The 17,651-nt window shown below is 70.6% G+C and carries 18 protein-coding genes; 11 read left to right on the forward strand and 7 right to left on the reverse strand.

Features of this window, described 5'->3' with window-relative positions; all coding sequences use genetic code 11:
- Nucleotides 1-191 precede the first annotated feature (191 nt).
- Both AC1HC7_RS02880 and AC1HC7_RS02885 read left to right on the forward strand, forming a co-directional pair.
- Nucleotides 192-1,292 carry a M20/M25/M40 family metallo-hydrolase gene (locus AC1HC7_RS02880; protein WP_479495443.1) on the forward strand — a complete coding sequence of 367 codons (1,101 nt, stop codon included), beginning with the start codon at nt 192-194 and terminating at the stop codon, nt 1,290-1,292.
- 13 nt (nt 1,293-1,305) lie between these two features.
- Nucleotides 1,306-2,811, forward strand: coding sequence for an FGGY-family carbohydrate kinase (locus tag AC1HC7_RS02885; RefSeq protein ID WP_479495444.1), 1,506 nt, complete (start codon nt 1,306-1,308; stop codon nt 2,809-2,811).
- On the opposite strand, the gene AC1HC7_RS02890 is transcribed toward AC1HC7_RS02885, so the two are convergent.
- From AC1HC7_RS02890 to AC1HC7_RS02920, 7 genes are all read right to left on the reverse strand, one after another.
- A complete protein-coding gene (locus AC1HC7_RS02890) occupies nt 2,804-3,712 on the reverse strand; it encodes a carbohydrate ABC transporter permease (protein WP_479495445.1) in 909 nt (302 codons plus the stop codon). The two genes, AC1HC7_RS02885 and AC1HC7_RS02890, sit on opposite strands and share 8 nt — an antisense overlap.
- Nucleotides 3,713-3,733: 21 nt before the next feature.
- Nucleotides 3,734-4,843, reverse strand: a complete 1,110-nt coding sequence (locus tag AC1HC7_RS02895; protein ID WP_479495446.1) for a carbohydrate ABC transporter permease — start codon at nt 4,841-4,843, stop codon at nt 3,734-3,736.
- 79 nt (nt 4,844-4,922) lie between these two features.
- The gene (locus tag AC1HC7_RS02900) at nt 4,923-5,663 is read right to left on the reverse strand and encodes an ABC transporter ATP-binding protein (RefSeq protein WP_479495447.1); all 741 of its coding nucleotides are present in this window, start codon (nt 5,661-5,663) and stop codon (nt 4,923-4,925) included.
- A gap of 3 nt (nt 5,664-5,666) precedes the next feature.
- Nucleotides 5,667-6,836 carry an ABC transporter permease gene (locus AC1HC7_RS02905; RefSeq protein WP_479495448.1) on the reverse strand — a complete coding sequence of 390 codons (1,170 nt, stop codon included), beginning with the start codon at nt 6,834-6,836 and terminating at the stop codon, nt 5,667-5,669.
- Nucleotides 6,833-8,017 (reverse strand): efflux RND transporter periplasmic adaptor subunit, encoded by a 1,185-nt coding sequence (locus AC1HC7_RS02910; RefSeq protein ID WP_479495449.1) that lies wholly within the window; start codon nt 8,015-8,017, stop codon nt 6,833-6,835. The genes AC1HC7_RS02905 and AC1HC7_RS02910 overlap by 4 nt, the downstream gene beginning before the upstream one ends.
- Nucleotides 8,014-8,631: a TetR/AcrR family transcriptional regulator gene (locus AC1HC7_RS02915; protein WP_479495450.1), complete on the reverse strand. Its 618-nt coding sequence runs from the start codon at nt 8,629-8,631 to the stop codon at nt 8,014-8,016. Before AC1HC7_RS02915 ends, AC1HC7_RS02910 begins: the two co-directional genes overlap by 4 nt.
- 186 nt (nt 8,632-8,817) lie before the next feature.
- Nucleotides 8,818-9,669 carry a universal stress protein gene (locus AC1HC7_RS02920; protein WP_479495451.1) on the reverse strand — a complete coding sequence of 284 codons (852 nt, stop codon included), beginning with the start codon at nt 9,667-9,669 and terminating at the stop codon, nt 8,818-8,820.
- A gap of 292 nt (nt 9,670-9,961) precedes the next feature.
- Here AC1HC7_RS02920 and AC1HC7_RS02925 point away from each other — a divergent pair, with 292 nt between their 5' ends.
- From AC1HC7_RS02925 to AC1HC7_RS02965, 9 genes are all read left to right on the forward strand, one after another.
- A complete protein-coding gene (locus AC1HC7_RS02925) occupies nt 9,962-11,830 on the forward strand; it encodes a PHA/PHB synthase family protein (RefSeq protein WP_479495452.1) in 1,869 nt (622 codons plus the stop codon).
- A gap of 53 nt (nt 11,831-11,883) precedes the next feature.
- Nucleotides 11,884-13,287, forward strand: a complete 1,404-nt coding sequence (gene atpD, locus AC1HC7_RS02930) for a F0F1 ATP synthase subunit beta (protein ID WP_479495493.1) — start codon at nt 11,884-11,886, stop codon at nt 13,285-13,287.
- On the forward strand, nt 13,284-13,691 hold the full coding sequence (locus tag AC1HC7_RS02935; protein WP_479495453.1) for a F0F1 ATP synthase subunit epsilon: 408 nt from the start codon (nt 13,284-13,286) through the stop codon (nt 13,689-13,691). The genes atpD and AC1HC7_RS02935 overlap by 4 nt, the downstream gene beginning before the upstream one ends.
- The gene (locus AC1HC7_RS02940) at nt 13,688-13,987 is read left to right on the forward strand and encodes an AtpZ/AtpI family protein (RefSeq protein ID WP_479495454.1); all 300 of its coding nucleotides are present in this window, start codon (nt 13,688-13,690) and stop codon (nt 13,985-13,987) included. The genes AC1HC7_RS02935 and AC1HC7_RS02940 overlap by 4 nt, the downstream gene beginning before the upstream one ends.
- A 114-nt stretch (nt 13,988-14,101) precedes the next feature.
- Nucleotides 14,102-14,407 (forward strand): ATP synthase subunit I, encoded by a 306-nt coding sequence (locus tag AC1HC7_RS02945; RefSeq protein ID WP_479495455.1) that lies wholly within the window; start codon nt 14,102-14,104, stop codon nt 14,405-14,407.
- The gene (locus tag AC1HC7_RS02950) at nt 14,408-15,118 is read left to right on the forward strand and encodes a F0F1 ATP synthase subunit A (protein ID WP_479495456.1); all 711 of its coding nucleotides are present in this window, start codon (nt 14,408-14,410) and stop codon (nt 15,116-15,118) included.
- Nucleotides 15,119-15,409, forward strand: a complete 291-nt coding sequence (locus tag AC1HC7_RS02955) for a F0F1 ATP synthase subunit C (protein WP_479495457.1) — start codon at nt 15,119-15,121, stop codon at nt 15,407-15,409.
- A 4-nt stretch (nt 15,410-15,413) separates the two neighbouring features.
- Nucleotides 15,414-16,178, forward strand: a complete 765-nt coding sequence (locus tag AC1HC7_RS02960; protein ID WP_479495458.1) for a F0F1 ATP synthase subunit B family protein — start codon at nt 15,414-15,416, stop codon at nt 16,176-16,178.
- Nucleotides 16,175-17,651: F0F1 ATP synthase subunit alpha (locus AC1HC7_RS02965; RefSeq protein WP_479498622.1), on the forward strand; the 1,477-nt coding region annotated here is incomplete at its 3' end. The genes AC1HC7_RS02960 and AC1HC7_RS02965, both read left to right, overlap by 4 nt.

The raw sequence follows: 17,651 nt of genomic DNA on the forward strand, positions 1-17,651 counted from the left end.
CGGGTCGGCCTTTCCCCCATTTCCGGCGTTGGCGCGCCGCGCGTCGCGGTGCTAGGGTCTGGCCGGGGCCGGCGCCGGTCGCGGCGGCTGGCCAGGGGGGCGCAGGGGGCGAGCGGAGATGACGCAGGTGACTGGCCAACGGTTCGGCGGCGACGGCATCGCGGGTTTCGCCGCGCGGGGGGGCTGAGGCGATGCGCGAGCGGCTCGCCGGTCTCAGTCAGGCGCTGATGCTGATCCCCGGTCTCAGCGGCCATGAAACCCGCGTGCGCCTGCGCCTGGCGCGCGAATTGGAGGCGCTGGGGCTGGCGCATCGCACGGACCGGCTCGGCAATCTGATCGCCACCATCGAAGGCGACGCGGACGCGCCCTCGGTGATGCTGTTCGCGCATATGGACCAGCTTGGTTTCGTCATCCGCCGCATCGAGCCCGACGGGTTCCTGCGCGTCGAACGCCTTGGCGGCGTGCCCGAAAAAACCCTGCTGGCGCAGGAAATGGTCATCAGCGTCGAAGGCGCGGACCTGCCCGCGATCTTCGCCAGCAAGAACCACCACGCCACCGCGCCGCAGGAAAAGCACCGGGTCACGCCCTATCCCGAACTGTATCTCGACGCCGGGTTCGAATCGGCGGCCGAGGCCCGCGCCGCGGGGGTCGAGATCGGCGCCCCGGTGGTCTACGCGCCGCGCGCGCTGCGCATCGGCGCCCATCGGCTGGCGGGCACGGCGATCGACGATCGGGCCGCCTGCGCGGTGGTGATCGAGGCGGCGCGCGGGCTGCTGGAGGCCCCGCGCGGTCCCCGGGTGCACGTGGTGTTTTCGGTGCAGGAGGAATTCAACCTGCGCGGCGCGCTGCCCGCCGCCCGCGCGCTGGCCCCCGACATCGCCATCCAGATCGACCTGACCATGGCCAGCGACACCCCCGACATGCAAGGCGTCGGCGAGGTCGGGCTTGGCGCCGGCGCCGCCATGTCGCTGTATTCCTTTCACGGGCGCGGCACGCTCAACGGGCTGATCCCGCATCCCGCCCTGCCGCGCCTGTTCGCCGAGACCGCCGCCGCCGAGGGCCTGGCGCTGCAGCGCGCCGCCAATGCCGGCGTGCTGACCGAAACCTCCTATGTGCAGCTTCTGCACGCGGGCGTGGCGGCGATCGACATGGGCTTTCCCATCCGGGCCAGCCATTCGGCGCGCGAAATCTGCGACCTGCGCGATCTGGAGGGCCTGACCCGGCTGCTGATCGCCGCCATCGGCCGGATCGGGCCGGATTTCAGCCTCGATCGCGACGATTTCATCACCTGAGGAGTTCCGCCCCATGACCTGTTTTCTGGGCGTCGACATCGGCACGTTCGAAACCAAGGCGGTGCTGAGCGACGCCTCGGGCAAGGTGCTGGCGCAGGCCGCGCATCGCCACGAGATGCGCGTGCCCCGCCCCGGCTGGGCCGAGCATGACGCCGAAAACGACTGGTGGGGCGATTTCGTGCATGTCACCCGCGCCGTGCTGGCGCAAAGCGGCGTCGCGCCCGAAAGCGTCGCCGCGATCGGCTGCAGCGCCATCGGCCCCTGCATGCTGCCGGTGGATGGCGACGGGCGGGCGCTTGACACGGCGGTGCTCTACGGGGTCGACACCCGCGCGCAGGCCGAGATCGCCGAACTGACCGATCGCATCGGCGAGGCGGCGCTGCTGACCCATTGCGGCAACGCCCTGACCACGCAATCGGTGGGGCCCAAGATCCTGTGGCTGGCGCGCAACCGGCCCGAGATCTTCGCCAAGGCCGCGAAGATCGTGTCGGCGACGACGTTTCTGGTCCAGAGGCTCACCGGCGAATGCGTGATCGACCATTACACGGCGGCCGGGTTCAGCCCGCTTTACGACGCCGGGGCGCAGGCCTGGAGCGACGCGCTCGCCGGGGACGTCATCGGGCTGGATCGACTGCCCCGGCTGGTCTGGTCCAACGAGATCGTCGGCGGCGTCACCGCCCAAGCGGCCGCCGCCACCGGGCTCGCCCCCGGCACGAAGGTGATCGCGGGCACCATCGACGCTGCGGCCGAGGCGATCAGCGTCGGGGTCGAGGCCCCGGGCGACATGATGATGATGTATGGCTCCACCATCTTCATCATCCAGATCACCGCCGCGCGCAGCCGCGACGCGCGGCTGTGGTATGCGCCCTGGCTGTTTCCCGGCGCGCACGCGGCGATGGCGGGGCTGGCGACCAGCGGCACCCTCACCCACTGGTTTCGCGACCAGATGGCGCGCGATCTGGACCCGGCGCGCGCCTTCGCGACGCTGGCCGAGGAGGCGGCGGCATCCCCGCCCGGCGCCAATGGATTGCTGCTGCTGCCGTATTTTTCCGGCGAACGCACGCCGATCCACGACCCGAACGCGCGCGGCGTGTTCTTCGGGCTGGATCTGACCCATACCCGGGGCGACATGTATCGCGCCCTGCTCGAAGGGGTGGCGTTCGCCGCCGGCCATGTGATCGAGACGTTTCGCGAAACCGGGCAGCCGCCTTCAAGAGTGTTCGCGGTGGGCGGCGGCACCAGGAATCGCATCTGGACGCAGGCGACCTCGGATGTCACCGGATTGCCGCAGATCCTGCGCGAACGCACCTTCGGCGCGTCCTATGGCGACGCCTATCTGGCGGCGCTGGCGGTGGGCGCGGCCCGCCCGGGCGACATATCCGCATGGAACCCGGTGGCCGCGACCATGGCGCCTGACCCGGATCTGGACTATGCCGCGCAATACGCGATCTGGCGCCAGGTCTATGAGCGCACCAGGGACCTGATGGCGGCGCTGCCGGGCGCCTCGCCGGCTACTTGACCGCGCCCGCCGTCATGCCCTTGATGATGTAGCGTTCCAGAAAGATCCCGATCAGCACCAGCGGCAGGATCGCCGCCGTCGACAGCGCCGCCATGGACCACCAGTTGATGCCCTGCGATCCGGTCTGGCTCGCCACCATCACCGGCAGGGTCTTGGCGTCGCTCGAGGTCAACAGCGCGGCGAAGAAGTATTCGTTCCAGGTGAGGATCAGGCTGAGGATGAAGGACGCCGCCATGCCCGGCAGGGCGATGGGCATGACGATGCGCGCGAAGGCCCCCCAGGCGGACAGCCCGTCCACCAGCGCCGCTTCCTCCAGTTCGACCGGGATGCCGTTGAACTGGTCATGCATGATCCAGATGACGATCGGCAGCACCATCAGCGTGTAAAGCAGGATCAGCCCGATGCGGGTGTCCAGCAGCCCGAGTTCGCGATAGAGCACCAGGAAGGGCAGCGCCAGCACCACCGGCGGCAGGATCAGCTGGCTGAGGAAGAAGAACGAGATGTCCTTGTTCCTCATCGGCCCGAACTTGTAGGAAAATCGGCTGAGCCCGTAGGCGGCCAGCGAGCCCAGCGTCACCGCCAGAAAGGACGCGCCCACCGACACGATCACCGAATTGGAGAAGCGCTTGAGGAATTCCTCGCGCACGGTCGAGGTCTCGAATATGCGGTCCGGCGACAGGCCGAGCGAGCGCAGCCCCAGCCAGCTGGGCTGGAAATCCCAGAACGGCACCATGTGGCCGCGCATCACGTCGGGGGCGATCTTGAACGAGGTGGTCACCGCCCAGTAGATCGGGAACAGCGCGATGAAGGCCCAGAAGATCAGCGCCGCGTAGATCATGGTCTTGCCGAGATAGCGCCCGAGGCGGCCGCTTTCGGCCTCGACGGCTTGCAGGTCGCTCATGTGGCGGTCTCCGCTGCGAGGTCACGCATGGCGTTTCATCAGGCGGCTGACGAGGTTCAGCAGCAGGGTGATGAACACGATGATGATGATCAGGTATATGAAGGCGAGCATGGTGCCGTAGCCCACGTTCGAGCGGTCGCGGTATTCGCGATAGATGAAGCTGGTGACGCTGTCGGTGGCCCCGCCCGGCCCGCCGGAGGTGACGTTGATGATGACGTCGGCGAGCTTGAGCTTGAAGATCACCCGCAGCACGATGGCGGTCATGGACACCGGCAGCAGCAACGGAAAGGTGATCTTCCAGAAATTCTGCCAGGCGTTGGCGCCGTCCACCTTGGCCGCCTCGATGACCTCGCGCGGCAGGCCCTGAAGCCCGGCCAGCATCAGGATCATCATGAAGGGGATGAAGGTCCAGGCGTCCATGATCATGATCGAGGCGCGCGCGACCTCCGGCGATCCGAAGAAGGACGGCGAGTCCCAACCCAGCCAGCGCGCCAGCGCGGCCACGGGGCCGAAGCGGATCTCCATCATCGACTTGCCGATCATCCAGCTCACCGCCACCGGACTGAGCATCAGCGGCAGCAGGAACACCACGCGGAAGAATTTCCGCGCCCGGATCTGGGCGTTGAGCAGCAGCGCGAGGCCAAAGGCGATGGCGTATTCGATCACCACGGCGGCGACGTAATACCCCATGTTCTTCATGGCGTTCCAGTAGAACGGATCTTCGAGCATGGCGTGGAAATTGTCGAGCCCGGAGAATTTTCGCCCGTCGAAGCTGGCGAGATTCCAGTCCGACAGGGCGATGGTGACGCCGAAGATCATCGGGAAGATCACCATGGCGACGGTGAACAGCGCCGCGGGCAGCACGAACAGCGTGCGCTGGCCCAGTTCGCCCCGCGCCAGCGCCTGCCACAGGCACAGCGCCCCCGCCCAAAGCAGGAACGCGTAAAGCGTCGGGCGCCAGGATTCGAACCCGAGCCCCAGCCCGCCGTCCCGGTCCAGCCATTGCAGGCCCGCCGTGACCGCGAGGATCAGCGTCGCGCCAAGCAGCGCCAGCCGCCCGGCCATGCGCCGCCCCGGGGACACATGCCCCGAATCGACGGTGTGGAGAAGATCGCCGTATTGCTCTGTCATGGCGGCACACTAGCCGAGACCCGCCGCCGCGTTAAACATGTTTGTGCGCTGCGCGGGATCGGCGCGGCGGGGCCGGGGTTCAGGGGGCGCGGCCGGTCTGCGCCGCGCGTTCCAGCCGCCCGTCGCGCAGCGAGATCAGCCGGTCGAAGCGGTCGTAGATCTTTTCGTCATGGGTGACGGCGATCACCGTGGCGTCCTGTTCCCGCGCCACCTTGCGCAGCAGGTCCATGACGATGCCCGCGCGCACCGAATCCAGCGCCGCGGTGGGTTCGTCGGCAAGTATGATGCGTGGGTGATTGGCCAGCGCGCGGGCGATCGCCACGCGCTGCGCCTCGCCCCCGGACAGCAGCGCCGGCATGGCGTTCGCGCGGTTGCCGACCTCGAGATATTCCAGCAGCTCCAGCGCCCGGGCCCGGGCCGCCCGGGGCGAATAGCCGGCCAGATCCAGCACCACCATGATATTGTCGATGCTGTTGAGGAACGGCAGCAGGTTGTGGAACTGGAAGATGAAGCCGATCTTTTCCAGCCGGAGCGCGCGCAGGTCCGAACGCAGCCACTTGCCGTCATAGACGGTTTCTCCGTCGAGCCGCACCAGCCCGCTGGAGGGTTCGACGATGCAGCCGATGACGTTGAGCAGCGTGGTCTTGCCCGACCCGCTGGGGCCGAGCAGCCCGATGACCTCGCGCGGGTGCAGGTCGAGATCGACATGGCGCAGGGCGTCGACGCGGGTTTCGCCCTTGCCGAAATGCTTTGATGCGTCGCGCAGTTCGACCAGCGGTCCGCTCGCGTCGCGCGCCGGGGCGGGGGCGTTTGCGGCCATGGCTCAGGACCCCAGCGCGGTGGCGGGATCGACCTTCAGCGCCAGCCGCACCCCGAGCCCGCTGGCCAGCACGCAGACCGCGAGCACCGCGAGCGCCAGCACCAGCCCGTCCTCCGGGACCAGCACCACGCGGCGCGGGAAATTGTCCTTCGCCAGAACGATCAGCATGGCGCCGATGCCAAAGCCGATCACGCCCATGGCCAGCGCCTGCTGCACGATCAGCGCCACGATGACGCGGTCCGGCGCGCCGATCAGCTTCAGCGTGGCGATCTCCTTCAGCTTGTCCATGGTCATGGTGTAGATGATCAGCGCGATGATCACCGCCGACACGCTCAGCAGGATGCCGGTGAACAGGCCGATCTGCTTGCGGGCGCGATCGACGACGGATTTGGTGAGGATGTCTTCCTGTTCCGCCTGGGTCATGGCCGCCAGATGCTTCCAGCGGCGGATCACCCCGGCCACGTCCTCGGGGCGGGCGTTGGGCGACAGGCGGGCGATCACCGCGTTGACGGTGTAGGTGTCCGAGGGCGCGGCGCCGGCGTCCGGCGGGGCGGCGGAATCGGGCCCGGCCCGGCGCGCGGATTCACGCCGCGCCGCGGGCGGCGCCAGTTCGAATTGCAGCACCTGGGAATCGCCCAGCGTCAGATACACCGCCGGATCGCCGCCCGAGGACACCTGGTTCTCGGTCAGCCCCACAACGGTGAATTCGTTGCGCCCGAGGCGCACGCGTTCGCCCAGCGCCAGCCCGGCGCGCCTGTCGGCGATCATCTCGTAATGGCTGCGGGCGATGGGGCGGCCGGCGACGATGCGCGCCGGTCCGCCGGGGCGGTCGAGTTCGTAGCCGATCACGTAGAGCCGCAGGCTGGCGCCGTTGCGTTTGGTCTCCACCGACTGGAAGGTCATGGCGCCGGCGCTCGCGACCCCGGCGATGCGCGCCGTCGCGGCCCGGGTGTCGCCGGGAATGCGCGAGGCCTCGGCGAAGGGGCCGCGGGCGCCCGCTTCCACCACCCAGACCTCGGCGCCCGGGGCGCGCACCAGGGTCAGCGCGTCGGCCACCAGGCCGCGATAGATGCCGATCATCGACAGCACCACGCCCAGCAGCAGGCTGAGCCCGAGGCAGGTCAGCAGGAACCGGCCCAGATTGTGCCGGATGTCGCGCCAGGCGAGGTTCATGAGCCCGCCCCCCCCTTGCCGGTGTCGCCGTCGTCGACGATGCGCGCCGCGCGCCCTTCGCGCAGGCCGTCGGGCAGCGCCGCCAGCACCTGCGCGCCGTCGGGCAGGCCGGCGACCAGTTCCAGCCGCGCGTCCAGCGTGCGCCGTCCGAATTCCACCTTGCGGCGATGCAATGCGCCGTCCATGACGATCCACACCTGGCCATGGGCGCCGTCGAAGCCCTCGACCGCGTTCTGGGGGACCAGCAGCGCGGCTTCCAGCACTGTCGTGGTGATGAAGGCCTCGGCCTGTTCGCCCAGATGAAAACCGGCGGGGCAGGCGTCGCAGGCGATGTAGACCCGGCGTTCCTCGGACACCCGGTCGCTTTCGATGTCGATGCGGGTGACATGGCCGGCGAACAGGGCGCGCGGGGCCGAACGCAGGCGGATTTCGGCCTTCTGGCCCAGCCGGATGTCCCCGGCGCGGGCCTCGTCCACATAGGCGCGGGCCCAGACCGTGTCGGGCGCCACCAGCGTGAACAGCGGCGCGCCGGGGCCGAGCACCACGCCCAGTTCCTTGTGGCGCGCCACCACCAGCGCGTCATAAGGCGCGCGCAGCACGTGATGGTCGAGCAGCACCCGTTCGTAGTCCCGCGCGGCTTTCGCGTCGGCCAGCGCGGCGCGGGCCACGTCGACCTCGCTGCGCGCCAGCGCCAGGTCGGCGACGGCCACGTCCTCCTCCATCTGCGATTCCTCGGCGAATTCGACCGAGACCGCGTTGCGCGCCAGCAGCGCATGCTTGCGGGCGTTGACGGCGCGTTTCTGGACCAGCACCGCGCGGGCGCGGGAAATCGCCGCCTCGGCCTTGGTCGCCGCGGCCTGGGCGGTGGCGATGCCGGCCTCGGCGCGGGCCAGCCTGGCTTTCTGTTCGCCGCTTTGCAGGCGGGCGAGCACCTGGCCCTTTTCCACCATGTCGCCCTGATCGGCGTCCAGCTCCGCCAGCGCGGCGCCGGTTTCAAAGCCGATGTCGGACAGGATGCGCGCCTCGATGGTGCCAAGGCCGAATACGGTGATCGGCACGTCGCGTTCGACCTGCGCCACGCTGACCGACAGCGGCCGCGCCCTGGCGAAGGCCAGCGCGCCGCCGACGAGCCCGGCGAGGATCGCGATCGCGATCGCGGTGCGAATGGCGCGGCGTTTCATGACGGCGTCTCCGGCGTGGCGCGCGGCGGCGCGAACAGGGTCAGTTGCAGTTCCAGCAGTCTTTCGCCCTCGGCGCTCAGATCGAAGGCGCGCCCGGACAGCGACCAGCGCAGCGCCAGCCCCTGGATCAGCCCGAGCACCAGCGCGGCGGCGTCGCCGGGGATCAGGTCGTCGCGCAGCTCCCCGGCGGCGCGCGCGTCGTCGAGCAGCCGCGCGAGCCGGTCGTGAAACCGGGTCATGCAGCCGAACAGGGCGCCGCGCAGGGCGTCGTTTTCCACATGCAGCTCGCGCGAAAACAGGATCGCCGGGATCGCCGGCGTTCCGGCGATCAGGCGCAGCTGCGCGCCCGCCAGCGCGCGCAGGCGGGCCAGGGGCGCGGCGTCGTCGGGGACGCGATCCCAGCAGGCCTCGATCATCGCCGCGACCCGCGCGCCCACCGCCTGCCACAGATCCTGCTTTCTGGGGAAATGCCGGAACACGCCGGGCTGCGAGAGCCCCACGGCGCGCGCCACGGCGGCGGTGGTCATGCGGTCGGGCCCGACATCGTCGGACAGCTGCAGGGCGGCGTCGATGATCTCTGTCTTGCGGTCGTCGGCGGCTTTACGGTTGCGCATGGGATCGCCCTAAAGTTAGTGATTGATCACTAACTAAGCGCCCGCCAAGGCGCCGTCAAGGCGCCGCCATGCCGTCGTGATGCGGGGGCGCGAGGATCTCAGCGCGGCGATGGCGACCCGATCCTGGAAATCGGCGCCGGGGGCGGCCCCCGGCGTCGGCGCCGGGCCGCCGCCCCCGGGTCGGCGTCAGTGCGCGGTCAGCACCGCCGTCGGCAGATCCAGCAGGATTTCCCGGGTCACCCCGCCCAGCACGTATTCGCGGAATCGCGAATGCCCGTAGGCGCCCGTCACCAGCAGGTTGGCCCCGACGTCGCGCACATGGCCGCGCAGCACGTCGCTGATGCGCGCGCCCGCGCTGGGCAGCCGGGTGACCGTGACCTCGAGCCCGTAGCGCGCCAGCATCAGGGCGATGTCGGCGCCGGGCTCCTCGCCGTCGCGTTCGGCGCCGATCTCCGGGTCGATCAGGGTGACGTCGATGGATCTGGCCTCGCAGAGAAACGGCATGGCCTTGCGCACCGCGCGCAGGGCCTCGCGGCTGGCGTTCCAGGCGATGACCACCGAATCGCCGATGACCTCCGGGACCTGCTCGGCATAGCTGTCGGGGCACAGCAGCACCGCCGCGTCGCCCTCGAACAGCGCGCCTTCGAAGATGCTGGACGGGGAATCGGCGACGTCGTCGCCATAGGGCGGGCTCAGCACCGCCAGGTCGGCGTAGCGCGCGCGCAGCCCGAAATCCCGGGCCAGCCCGTCATGGGTGCCGATCACCGCCGCCGCGTCGCAGCGCAGCCCGGTCCTGGCGAGATAGGCGTCGGCCTCTTCGCGCAGTTCGGCGGCGCGCGCGCGGGCCTGGTCGCCAAGCTCGGCGATCAGCGCGGTGGGCGCGCCCAGGTAGCCGTAGGATTCCAGCGACGGTTCGAACCCGAAGCTGACCGAGGTCAGATGCGCGTCGAAACGTCGCGCCAGATTGACCGCCGCCGCCATGCGCGGGGCGGATGGCTTGGCGCCGTCCCAATGGGTGAGGATGGACTTGCAGGGCATGCGCGTCTCCTTTTGATGGCTTGCGCGGCGCTTTGCGTCGCGTCGCGGTTTCGATCCGGCCCCCGCGCGGATCGCGGCGCGGCGGTCAGGGCGGGGCGCGATGTCTCCGATGGGGCGCGGATCGATTGCGACTCGCAAGGTCGCGCCTTGCCTGCGCCGGCGCATTGACTTGCGTCAAGGGCGCATCCGGCGCCGCGCCCGATTGACGCTGGCGCCGGCAGGTTGCGCTGCATCAATTTCAACCACAGATTATCGGCGTAGGTTCGCTCCCATGCCCATGAAGGAGGCTCCGATGAAACCCGAGCAGATTGAAACGCCCAAGGCCCCCAGGGCCGATGCGCGCCCGTCGCCGCCGATTCCGTTTCCTGCCCGCGCCCCCGCGCCGAAGGAAGGATCCGCCCCCCCCGCGCCCGACATCCAGGATCCCCCCGACGCGGCCGAGGGCGTGGCCGAGGTGATGGACCACGCCGCGCGGGCGATGATGGCGCGCCTGACCGGCGGGCTGTCGCCCTCGGCGATGGGCGCCATATGGGCCGATTGGGCGGTGCATCTGGCCGGTTCGCCGGGCAAGCAGGCGCTGCTGCTGGAAAAGGCGCTGAAAAAGACGCTGCGCTTCCAGCAATACGCCGCCAGCTGCGCCAGCTTCGGCGGCTGCGCCCCGGATTGCATCGAACCCCTGGCGCAGGATCGCCGGTTTCGCGACCCGGCCTGGCGCAAGCCGCCCTTCAATCTGCTGCATCAGGGGTTCCTGCTCAATCAGCAATGGTGGTGGAACGCCACCACGGGCGTGCGCGGGGTCTCCGCCGCCCATGAACGGGCGGTCGAATTCGCCGCCCGCCAGGCGCTCGACGTGTTTTCGCCCTCGAACTACCTGCTGACCAACCCCGAGGCGCTGGAGAAGACCCGCGCCGAGATGGGCCGCAACCTGCTGCGCGGGGCGGAGAATTTCCGCGAGGATCTGGAGCGCCAGATCCGCGGCAAGCCGCCCGTGGGCGCCGAGGCCTTCAAGGTCGGCGAGAACCTGGCCACCGCGCCGGGCAAGGTGGTGGCCAGCAACCGGCTGATGGAGCTGATCCAATACGCCCCGGCGACCGACGCGGTGCGCCCGGAACCGGTGCTGATCACGCCGGCCTGGATCATGAAATACTACATCCTCGATCTCAGCCGCGAAAACTCCATGGTCCGCTATCTGACCGAGCAGGGGTTCACGGTGTTCATGATATCGTGGCGCAATCCGGGCCCCGAGGATCGCGATCTGGGGCTCGACGATTACCGCCGCCTCGGCCCCATGGCGGCGCTCGACGCCATCGGCGAGATCACCGGCGCCGACAAGGTGCATGGCGTCGGCTACTGTCTTGGCGGCACGCTGCTGTCGATCGCCGCGGCGGCCATGGCGCGCGACGGCGACGACCGCTTCGCCAGCCTCACCTACCTCGCCGCGCAAAGCGATTTCACCGAGGCCGGGGAACTGATGCTGTTCATCAACGAAAGCCAGGTGACGTTCCTTGAGGACATGATGTGGGAGCAGGGCTATCTGGACGCCAAGCAGATGGTCGGGGCGTTCCAGATCCTGCGCTCCAACGACCTGATCTGGTCGCGCAACCTGCGGGTCTACCTGATGGGCGAGCGCCCGAAGATGATCGACCTCATGGCCTGGAACGCCGACGCCACGCGCATGCCCTACAGGATGCATTCCGAATATCTGCGCAAGCTGTTTCTCAACAACGAACTGGCGTTCGGCAAATACGAGGTCGAGGGCCGGCCGGTGGCGCTCAGCGACATCCACGCGCCGATCTTCGCGGTGGGGACCGAGACCGACCACGTGGCGCCGTGGCGCTCGGTCTACAAGGTGCACGGGCTTTGCGACGCGGAGGTGACCTTCGTGCTGACCAAGGGCGGGCACAATGCCGGCGTGGTGTCCGAGCCGGGCCACCCGCGGCGGCATTTCCGGGTGGCGACGCGCCGCCATGACGACCGCTGGCTGGCGCCCGACGACTGGGTCGAGCGGGCAACGCTGAAGGACGGATCCTGGTGGCCGGAATGGGCGGCCTGGCTGGGGCGGCGCTCGGGCGATCCGACGGCGCCGCCGCGGATGGGGGCGCCGGGGACGGATCCGGCGAATCTCGCGGACGCGCCGGGCGCCTATGTGATGATGAAGTGAGCGGCCCCGCGCCGCCGGGAAGGGTCCCGGACGTGCAGCAGGACGATCGCCCCATGCCGGACGGGGAAGGCGACGCGCCGCGCCCCGCGACCGGCGAGATCGTCGGCATCCATGGCGGGGTGCTGGAGGTGCGATTCGCCGGCGCGCCGCCGAAGATCCATGACCTGCTCTGGGCCGGCGACGCCGGATCGGGGGCCAGGATCGGCGTCGAGGTCGCGGCGCTGGCCGGCGGGGGCGTGGTGCGCGGCGTGGCGCTGGGCCCGGTGCAGGGGCTGGGGCTCGGCATGCCGGTGGAGGCCACCGGCGCCCCGATCCGCATTCTGGTGGGCGACGGGCTGCGCGGGCGGATGCTGGACGTGTTCGGCCGCCCCATCGACAATGGCGGCCCGCTGGACGCGGCCATCCGCCGCCCCATCCACCGCCCGCCGCCGCCGCTGACCGAGCGGGTCGCCAGCAGCCGGATCTTCGAAACCGGCATCAAGGCCATCGACCTGCTCTGCCCCATCGAGCGCGGCGGCAAGGCCGGGCTGTTCGGCGGCGCCGGGGTCGGCAAGACCGTGCTGATCACCGAACTGATCCACAACACCGCCAGCCATCATCAGGGCGTCAGCCTGTTCTGCGGCATCGGCGAACGGTCGCGCGAGGCGGAGGAGCTGTATCGCGAGATGCGCGAGGCCGGGGTGCTCGACAAGACCGTGCTGCTGTTCGGCCAGATGAACGAACCCCCCGGGGTGCGTTTTCTGATCGGGGCCACGGCGCTGACCGTCGCCGAGCATTTCCGCGATGACATGCGCCAGGACGTGCTGCTGCTGATCGACAACGTGTTCCGGTTCATCCAGGCCGGGTCGGAGGTGTCCGGGCTGCTCGGGCGCATGCCCTCGCGCGTGGGATACCAGCCGACGCTGGCCACCGAACTGGCGGCGCTGGAGGAGCGCATCGCCTCCACCCGCGCCGGGGCCATCACCTCGATCCAGGCTGTCTACGTGCCAGCCGACGATTTCACCGACCCGGCGGCGACGCATGTGTTTTCGCACCTGTCGGCTTCGGTGGCGCTGTCGCGCAAGCGGGCCAGCGAGGGGCTGTACCCGGCCATCGACCCGCTGGCCTCGACCTCGGTGATGCTCAATCCCGGGGTGGTGGGGGGGCGCCATTACGAGGTGGCGCGGGCGGTGCGCCGCACGCTGGCCGATTACGACGACCTGCGCGACATCATCGCCATGCTGGGGCTGGAGGAGCTGTCCGCCGCCGATCGCGCCACCGTGGCGCGGGCGCGCCGCCTTGAACGGTTCCTCACCCAGCCGTTCTTCACCACCGAGGCGTTCACCGGCGCCAAGGGGCGGCTGGTGACGTTGGCCGACACCCTGGACGGCTGCGAGCGCCTGCTGGAACTGACCGACTTTTCGCTGCCCGAAAGCGCCTATTACATGATCGGCGCCATCGACGAGGCCGGGTCGTGAGCCGCTTCGCCTCCATGCAAGTGCGCCTGCGCCTGCCCGCGCGGCTGGTCTGCGAGATCGAGGCGCGCAAGCTCGCCGCGCGGGCGGAGAACGGCGGTTTCGGCGTGCTGCCCAACCATGTCGATTTCGTCACGGCGCTGGCGCCCGACGTGCTGATCCTGGTCGAACCCGGCGGGCGCGAGCGGTTCTTCGGGATCGACGAGGGCGTGCTGGTCAAGCAGGGGCGCGAGGTCGAGATCAGCGTGCGCCGGGCCATCGAGGGCGAGGATCTGGCGGGCCTGAAGCGGCGCGTGCGCGAGGTTTTCGTGGATCTGGACGAACGCGAGCGCAGCGCGCGCACCGCGCTGGCCCGGCTGGAGGCCGACATGGTGCGCCGCTTCGCCGAATTGCGGGACGCGCCATGACCGACCGGCCTCCGGACCCGCAGGACCGCGCCGCGCGCGACATCGAGCGCGGCGCCGAACGCAAGCGCCGCAGCCGCGAATCCCCGCCCCCGAGCCCCATGCGCGGGCTGGGGACCTTCGGCATGATCGGCTGGTCGATCGCCGCCCCGACCATCGGCGGCATCTTTCTGGGGCTGTGGCTGGACCGGGTGGCGCCGCAGGATTTTTCCTGGACCATCACGCTGCTTTTCGCGGGCCTGCTGCTGGGCGTCGCCATCGCCTGGCGCTGGGTGGGGCGCGAGGGCGGACCGGACTGAGCCCCCTGACCGGTTTCCAGGCTGGACGGGCTGAACCGATGGGCGGAACATGCGGGGCCGAACTGACGGGGCCTAACTGACGGGGCCGCGAATACGCAAGGAGGACCGAACGCCATGGACGTGACTTCGATCTGGCCGCCCGACTGGGCGCTGCTGGGCGCCGGCGCGGCGCTGGGGGCGCTGGCCTCGGCGCTGTTCTTCGCCGGGCTGGCGCTTGGCGTGCGCGCCGCGCGCCGCGCCGCGCGCCCGGGGCTGCTGATCCTCGGCGGCGCGGCGCTGCGCATCGCGCTGCTGCTGGGCGCCGCCTGGGGCGTGGCGCAGCTCGGGCTCTGGGCGGCGATCGGTTTCGGCGCCGCGTTCTTCGCGGTGCGCGGCGGCGCCGTGGCGCTGGCGCGCCGCATCCCCGGGGAGGCCGGGTGAATGGAAATCACCACCGACGCCGTCATCGTATTCACGGTTTTCGGCATCCCGGTCAACGCCACCATCTTCAACACCTGGGTGGTGATGGCGGCGCTGACCGGGGTGTCGGCGCTGGTCACATGGCGCCTGAAGCCCGACGCGCCGGCCAGCCGCTGGCGCACCGCGCTGGAGGTCATCGTCACCGCCATCGAAAGCCAGATCGCCGAGGTCACGCGCCGCCCCTCGGGGCGCTACATCCCGTTCGTCGGCACGCTGTTCCTGTTCATCGCCGCCTCCAACCTGCTGCTGGTGATCCCCGGATTCCACCCGCCAACGGCCTCGCTGTCCACCACCACCGCGCTGGCGCTGTCGGTGCTGATCGCCATCCCCGCCTACGGCGTCGCCAGCAAGGGGGTGGCGGGCTATCTGCACGGGTTCCTCGAACCCTCGCCGCTGATGCTGCCCTTCAACGTGGTCGGCGAATTCACCCGCGGGCTGGCGCTGGCGATCCGGCTCTACGGCAACATCATGAGCGGCGCGGTGATCGCCGCCATCCTGCTCGGCGTGGCGCCGTTCTTCTTTCCCGTGGTCATGGACATGCTCGGCCTGCTGACCGGGCTGATCCAGGCCTACATCTTCGCGGTGCTGGCGATGGTCTACATCGCCGCCGCCACCGGCGGCGAGGCGGCGCCCGATCCCGATCCCGCTCCCACCCCTGACGAGGACCGATAGATGACCGATCTCGGACTGATCGCCGCCGTTTCGATTTTCACCGCCGGGCTGACGGTGTCCTTCGGCGCGCTGGGCCCGGCGCTGGGCGAGGCGCGCGCCGCCGCGCAGGCGCTGGCCGCCATCGCCCAGCAGCCGGACGAGGCCGGCACGCTGTCGCGCACCCTGTTCGTCAGCCTGGCGATGATCGAATCCACCGCCATCTACTGCTTCGTGGTGTCGATGATCCTGATCTTCGCCAACCCGTTCTGGAAAGCCGCGCTGGCGGCCGCCGGCGCGGCGTCGGGCGGCTGATCCCATGTCCGTCGACTGGATCACCATCGCCGCGCAGATCGTCAATTTTCTGGTCCTGATCTGGCTGCTGAAGCGGTTCCTGTATCGCCCGATCCTTGACGGCATCGACCGGCGCGAGGCGGCCATCGCCGCGCGGGTCGCCGCCGCGAAATCCGCCCGCGAGGCGGCGGAGGCGGCGCGCGCCGCGCATGAGGCGGCGCTGGCGACGCTGGCGGCGGAGAAAACCGCCATCCTCGACGCCGCCCGCACCGAGGCGGCGCGCGACATTGCGGCGCGCCGCGAAGCGGCGCGCGCCGCGCTGGAGGCCGAACAGGCCGCCTGGCGCGACCAGATCGCCGCCGGGCGCGCCGCCTATCTGGCGCGGATGCGCGATGTCGGAGCGCGCGCGATCATGACGCTGGCGGGCAAGGCGCTGAAGGATCTGGCGGACGCGGATCTTGAAGACCGCATCGCCGCGCGCGTCGAAGCCCGGCTGGCGGATCTGGCGCCGGCGCTGCGTGACGCCGCCGCCCGCGCCGGCGAGGCGGTGGCGCTCAGCAGTTTCCAGTTGTCCCCGGCGCGCGAGGCCGGCTTGCGCCGGGCGCTGGAGGCCGCGGCGCCGGGCGCGCGGCTGCGGTTTCGCGTCGATCCCGCCGCCTCGCCGGGGCTGGCGCTGCAACTGGGCGGGGCGCGCGTCGCCTGGACGATCGACGCATATCTCGATGAGCTGGAATCCGCGCTGCGCGCCCGGCTCGACGCCCCGGGGCCGGATCGGGAGGCGGCGCAGTGACCCGCCGCGAAACCGCCGCCGCGTCGCTGACCGACGCGACCGGACGCGCGTCGCTGACCGACGCCGCCGACGCCGCGAAAACCCTGCTCGACGATCTGGCGGCGGCCCCCGGCCCGGCCCCGCGCGTCGAGGAGGTGGGCGTGGTGCTGGAGGTGGGCGCGGGGGTCGCCATCGTCGCCGGGCTCGGCCACGCGCTGGCCGATGAACTGGTGCGCTTCGCCAGCGGCGCGGCGGGGATCGTGTCGGACCTCGCGCCGGGGCGGCTCGGGGTCATCCTGCTCGACGACCCGGAAAGCATCGCCGTGGGCGACGCGGTGCGCCGTTCGCGCAGCGTTGTCAGCGTGCCGGTGGGCGAGGCGCTGCTGGGGCGCGTGGTCGACGCGCTGGGCCGCCCGCTGGACGGGCGCGGGCGCGTCAGCGTCGCCGAAACCGCGCCCATCGAGGCCGAGGCCCCGGGCATCCTCGAGCGCGCCGCGATCAGCCGACCGCTGGCCACCGGGATCAAGGCGGTGGACGCCGCGGTGCCCATCGGGCGCGGGCAGCGCGAACTGATCATCGGCGACCGGCAGACCGGCAAGACCTCGATCGCCGTCGACGCCATGCTCAACCAGGCCGACAGCGGCGTGATCTGCATCTATTGCGCCATCGGCCAGCGCGGCGATGCGGTGGCGCGGGTGATCGCGGCGCTTGACGCGGGGGGCATGCGCGGGCGCGCCATCGTCATGGTCGCGGGCAGCGAGGAGACCCCCGGCGTCAGCTTTGTCGCCCCCTACGCCGCCACCGCCATGGCCGAATGGTTCGCGGCGCGCGGCCGCGACGCGCTGATCGTCTATGACGACCTTACCCGCCACGCCCGCGCCTATCGCGAATTGTCGCTGCTGCTGCGCCGCCCGCCGGGGCGCGAGGCCTATCCCGGCGACATCTTCTATGTCCACGCCAGGCTGCTGGAACGCGCGGCGCAATTGTCGGCCGCGCGCGGCGGCGGTTCGCTGACCGCGCTGCCGATCATCGAGACCCAGGCGGAAAACCTGTCGGCCTACATCCCCACCAACCTGATCTCGATCACCGACGGGCAGATCTACCTGTCGCCGCGTCTGGTGCGCAAAGGCCAATTCCCCGCCGTCGATCTGGGCAAGTCGGTGTCCCGCGTCGGGGGCAAGGCGCAGGCCCCGGCGTTTCGCCAGATCGCCGGCGATCTGCGCATCACCCTGTCGCAATTCGAGGAACTGGAGAATTTCGCCCGCTTCGGCACGCGGCTGGACGCTGACACGCGGGCGCGGCTGGCGCGCGGCGCCGCCCTGCGCGCGGCGCTGCGCCAGCCCGAGCGCGACCCGCTGCCCGCGATGCAGCAGCTGGTGACGCTGCAGGCGGCGATGAGCGGGCAGCTCGACCGCATCCCGGCGGCGCGCATGGCCGCGGCGCTCGACGCCATCCGCGCCGCTCTGACCGCGGGGCCGCCAGCCCCCGACGCCC

The organism is Oceanicella sp. (assembly GCF_056449545.1).

Bases quoted from the DNA above. Each gene is read 5' to 3' on its own strand.
- AC1HC7_RS02925 (WP_479495452.1), top strand. From the start codon at position 9,962: ATGAAACCCGAGCAGATTGAAACGCCCAAGGCCCCCAGGGCCGATGCG.
- AC1HC7_RS02960 (WP_479495458.1), top strand. From the start codon at position 15,414: ATGTCCGTCGACTGGATCACCATCGCCGCGCAGATCGTCAATTTTCTG.
- AC1HC7_RS02895 (WP_479495446.1), bottom strand. From the start codon at position 4,843: ATGACAGAGCAATACGGCGATCTTCTCCACACCGTCGATTCGGGGCAT.
- AC1HC7_RS02950 (WP_479495456.1), top strand. From the start codon at position 14,408: ATGGAAATCACCACCGACGCCGTCATCGTATTCACGGTTTTCGGCATC.
- AC1HC7_RS02915 (WP_479495450.1), bottom strand. From the start codon at position 8,631: ATGCGCAACCGTAAAGCCGCCGACGACCGCAAGACAGAGATCATCGAC.
- AC1HC7_RS02940 (WP_479495454.1), top strand. From the start codon at position 13,688: ATGACCGACCGGCCTCCGGACCCGCAGGACCGCGCCGCGCGCGACATC.
- AC1HC7_RS02905 (WP_479495448.1), bottom strand. From the start codon at position 6,836: ATGAACCTCGCCTGGCGCGACATCCGGCACAATCTGGGCCGGTTCCTG.
- AC1HC7_RS02890 (WP_479495445.1), bottom strand. From the start codon at position 3,712: ATGAGCGACCTGCAAGCCGTCGAGGCCGAAAGCGGCCGCCTCGGGCGC.
- AC1HC7_RS02920 (WP_479495451.1), bottom strand. From the start codon at position 9,669: ATGCCCTGCAAGTCCATCCTCACCCATTGGGACGGCGCCAAGCCATCC.
- AC1HC7_RS02910 (WP_479495449.1), bottom strand. From the start codon at position 8,017: ATGAAACGCCGCGCCATTCGCACCGCGATCGCGATCGCGATCCTCGCC.
- AC1HC7_RS02945 (WP_479495455.1), top strand. From the start codon at position 14,102: ATGGACGTGACTTCGATCTGGCCGCCCGACTGGGCGCTGCTGGGCGCC.
- atpD (WP_479495493.1), top strand. From the start codon at position 11,884: ATGCCGGACGGGGAAGGCGACGCGCCGCGCCCCGCGACCGGCGAGATC.
- AC1HC7_RS02955 (WP_479495457.1), top strand. From the start codon at position 15,119: ATGACCGATCTCGGACTGATCGCCGCCGTTTCGATTTTCACCGCCGGG.
- AC1HC7_RS02880 (WP_479495443.1), top strand. From the start codon at position 192: ATGCGCGAGCGGCTCGCCGGTCTCAGTCAGGCGCTGATGCTGATCCCC.
- AC1HC7_RS02885 (WP_479495444.1), top strand. From the start codon at position 1,306: ATGACCTGTTTTCTGGGCGTCGACATCGGCACGTTCGAAACCAAGGCG.
- AC1HC7_RS02900 (WP_479495447.1), bottom strand. From the start codon at position 5,663: ATGGCCGCAAACGCCCCCGCCCCGGCGCGCGACGCGAGCGGACCGCTG.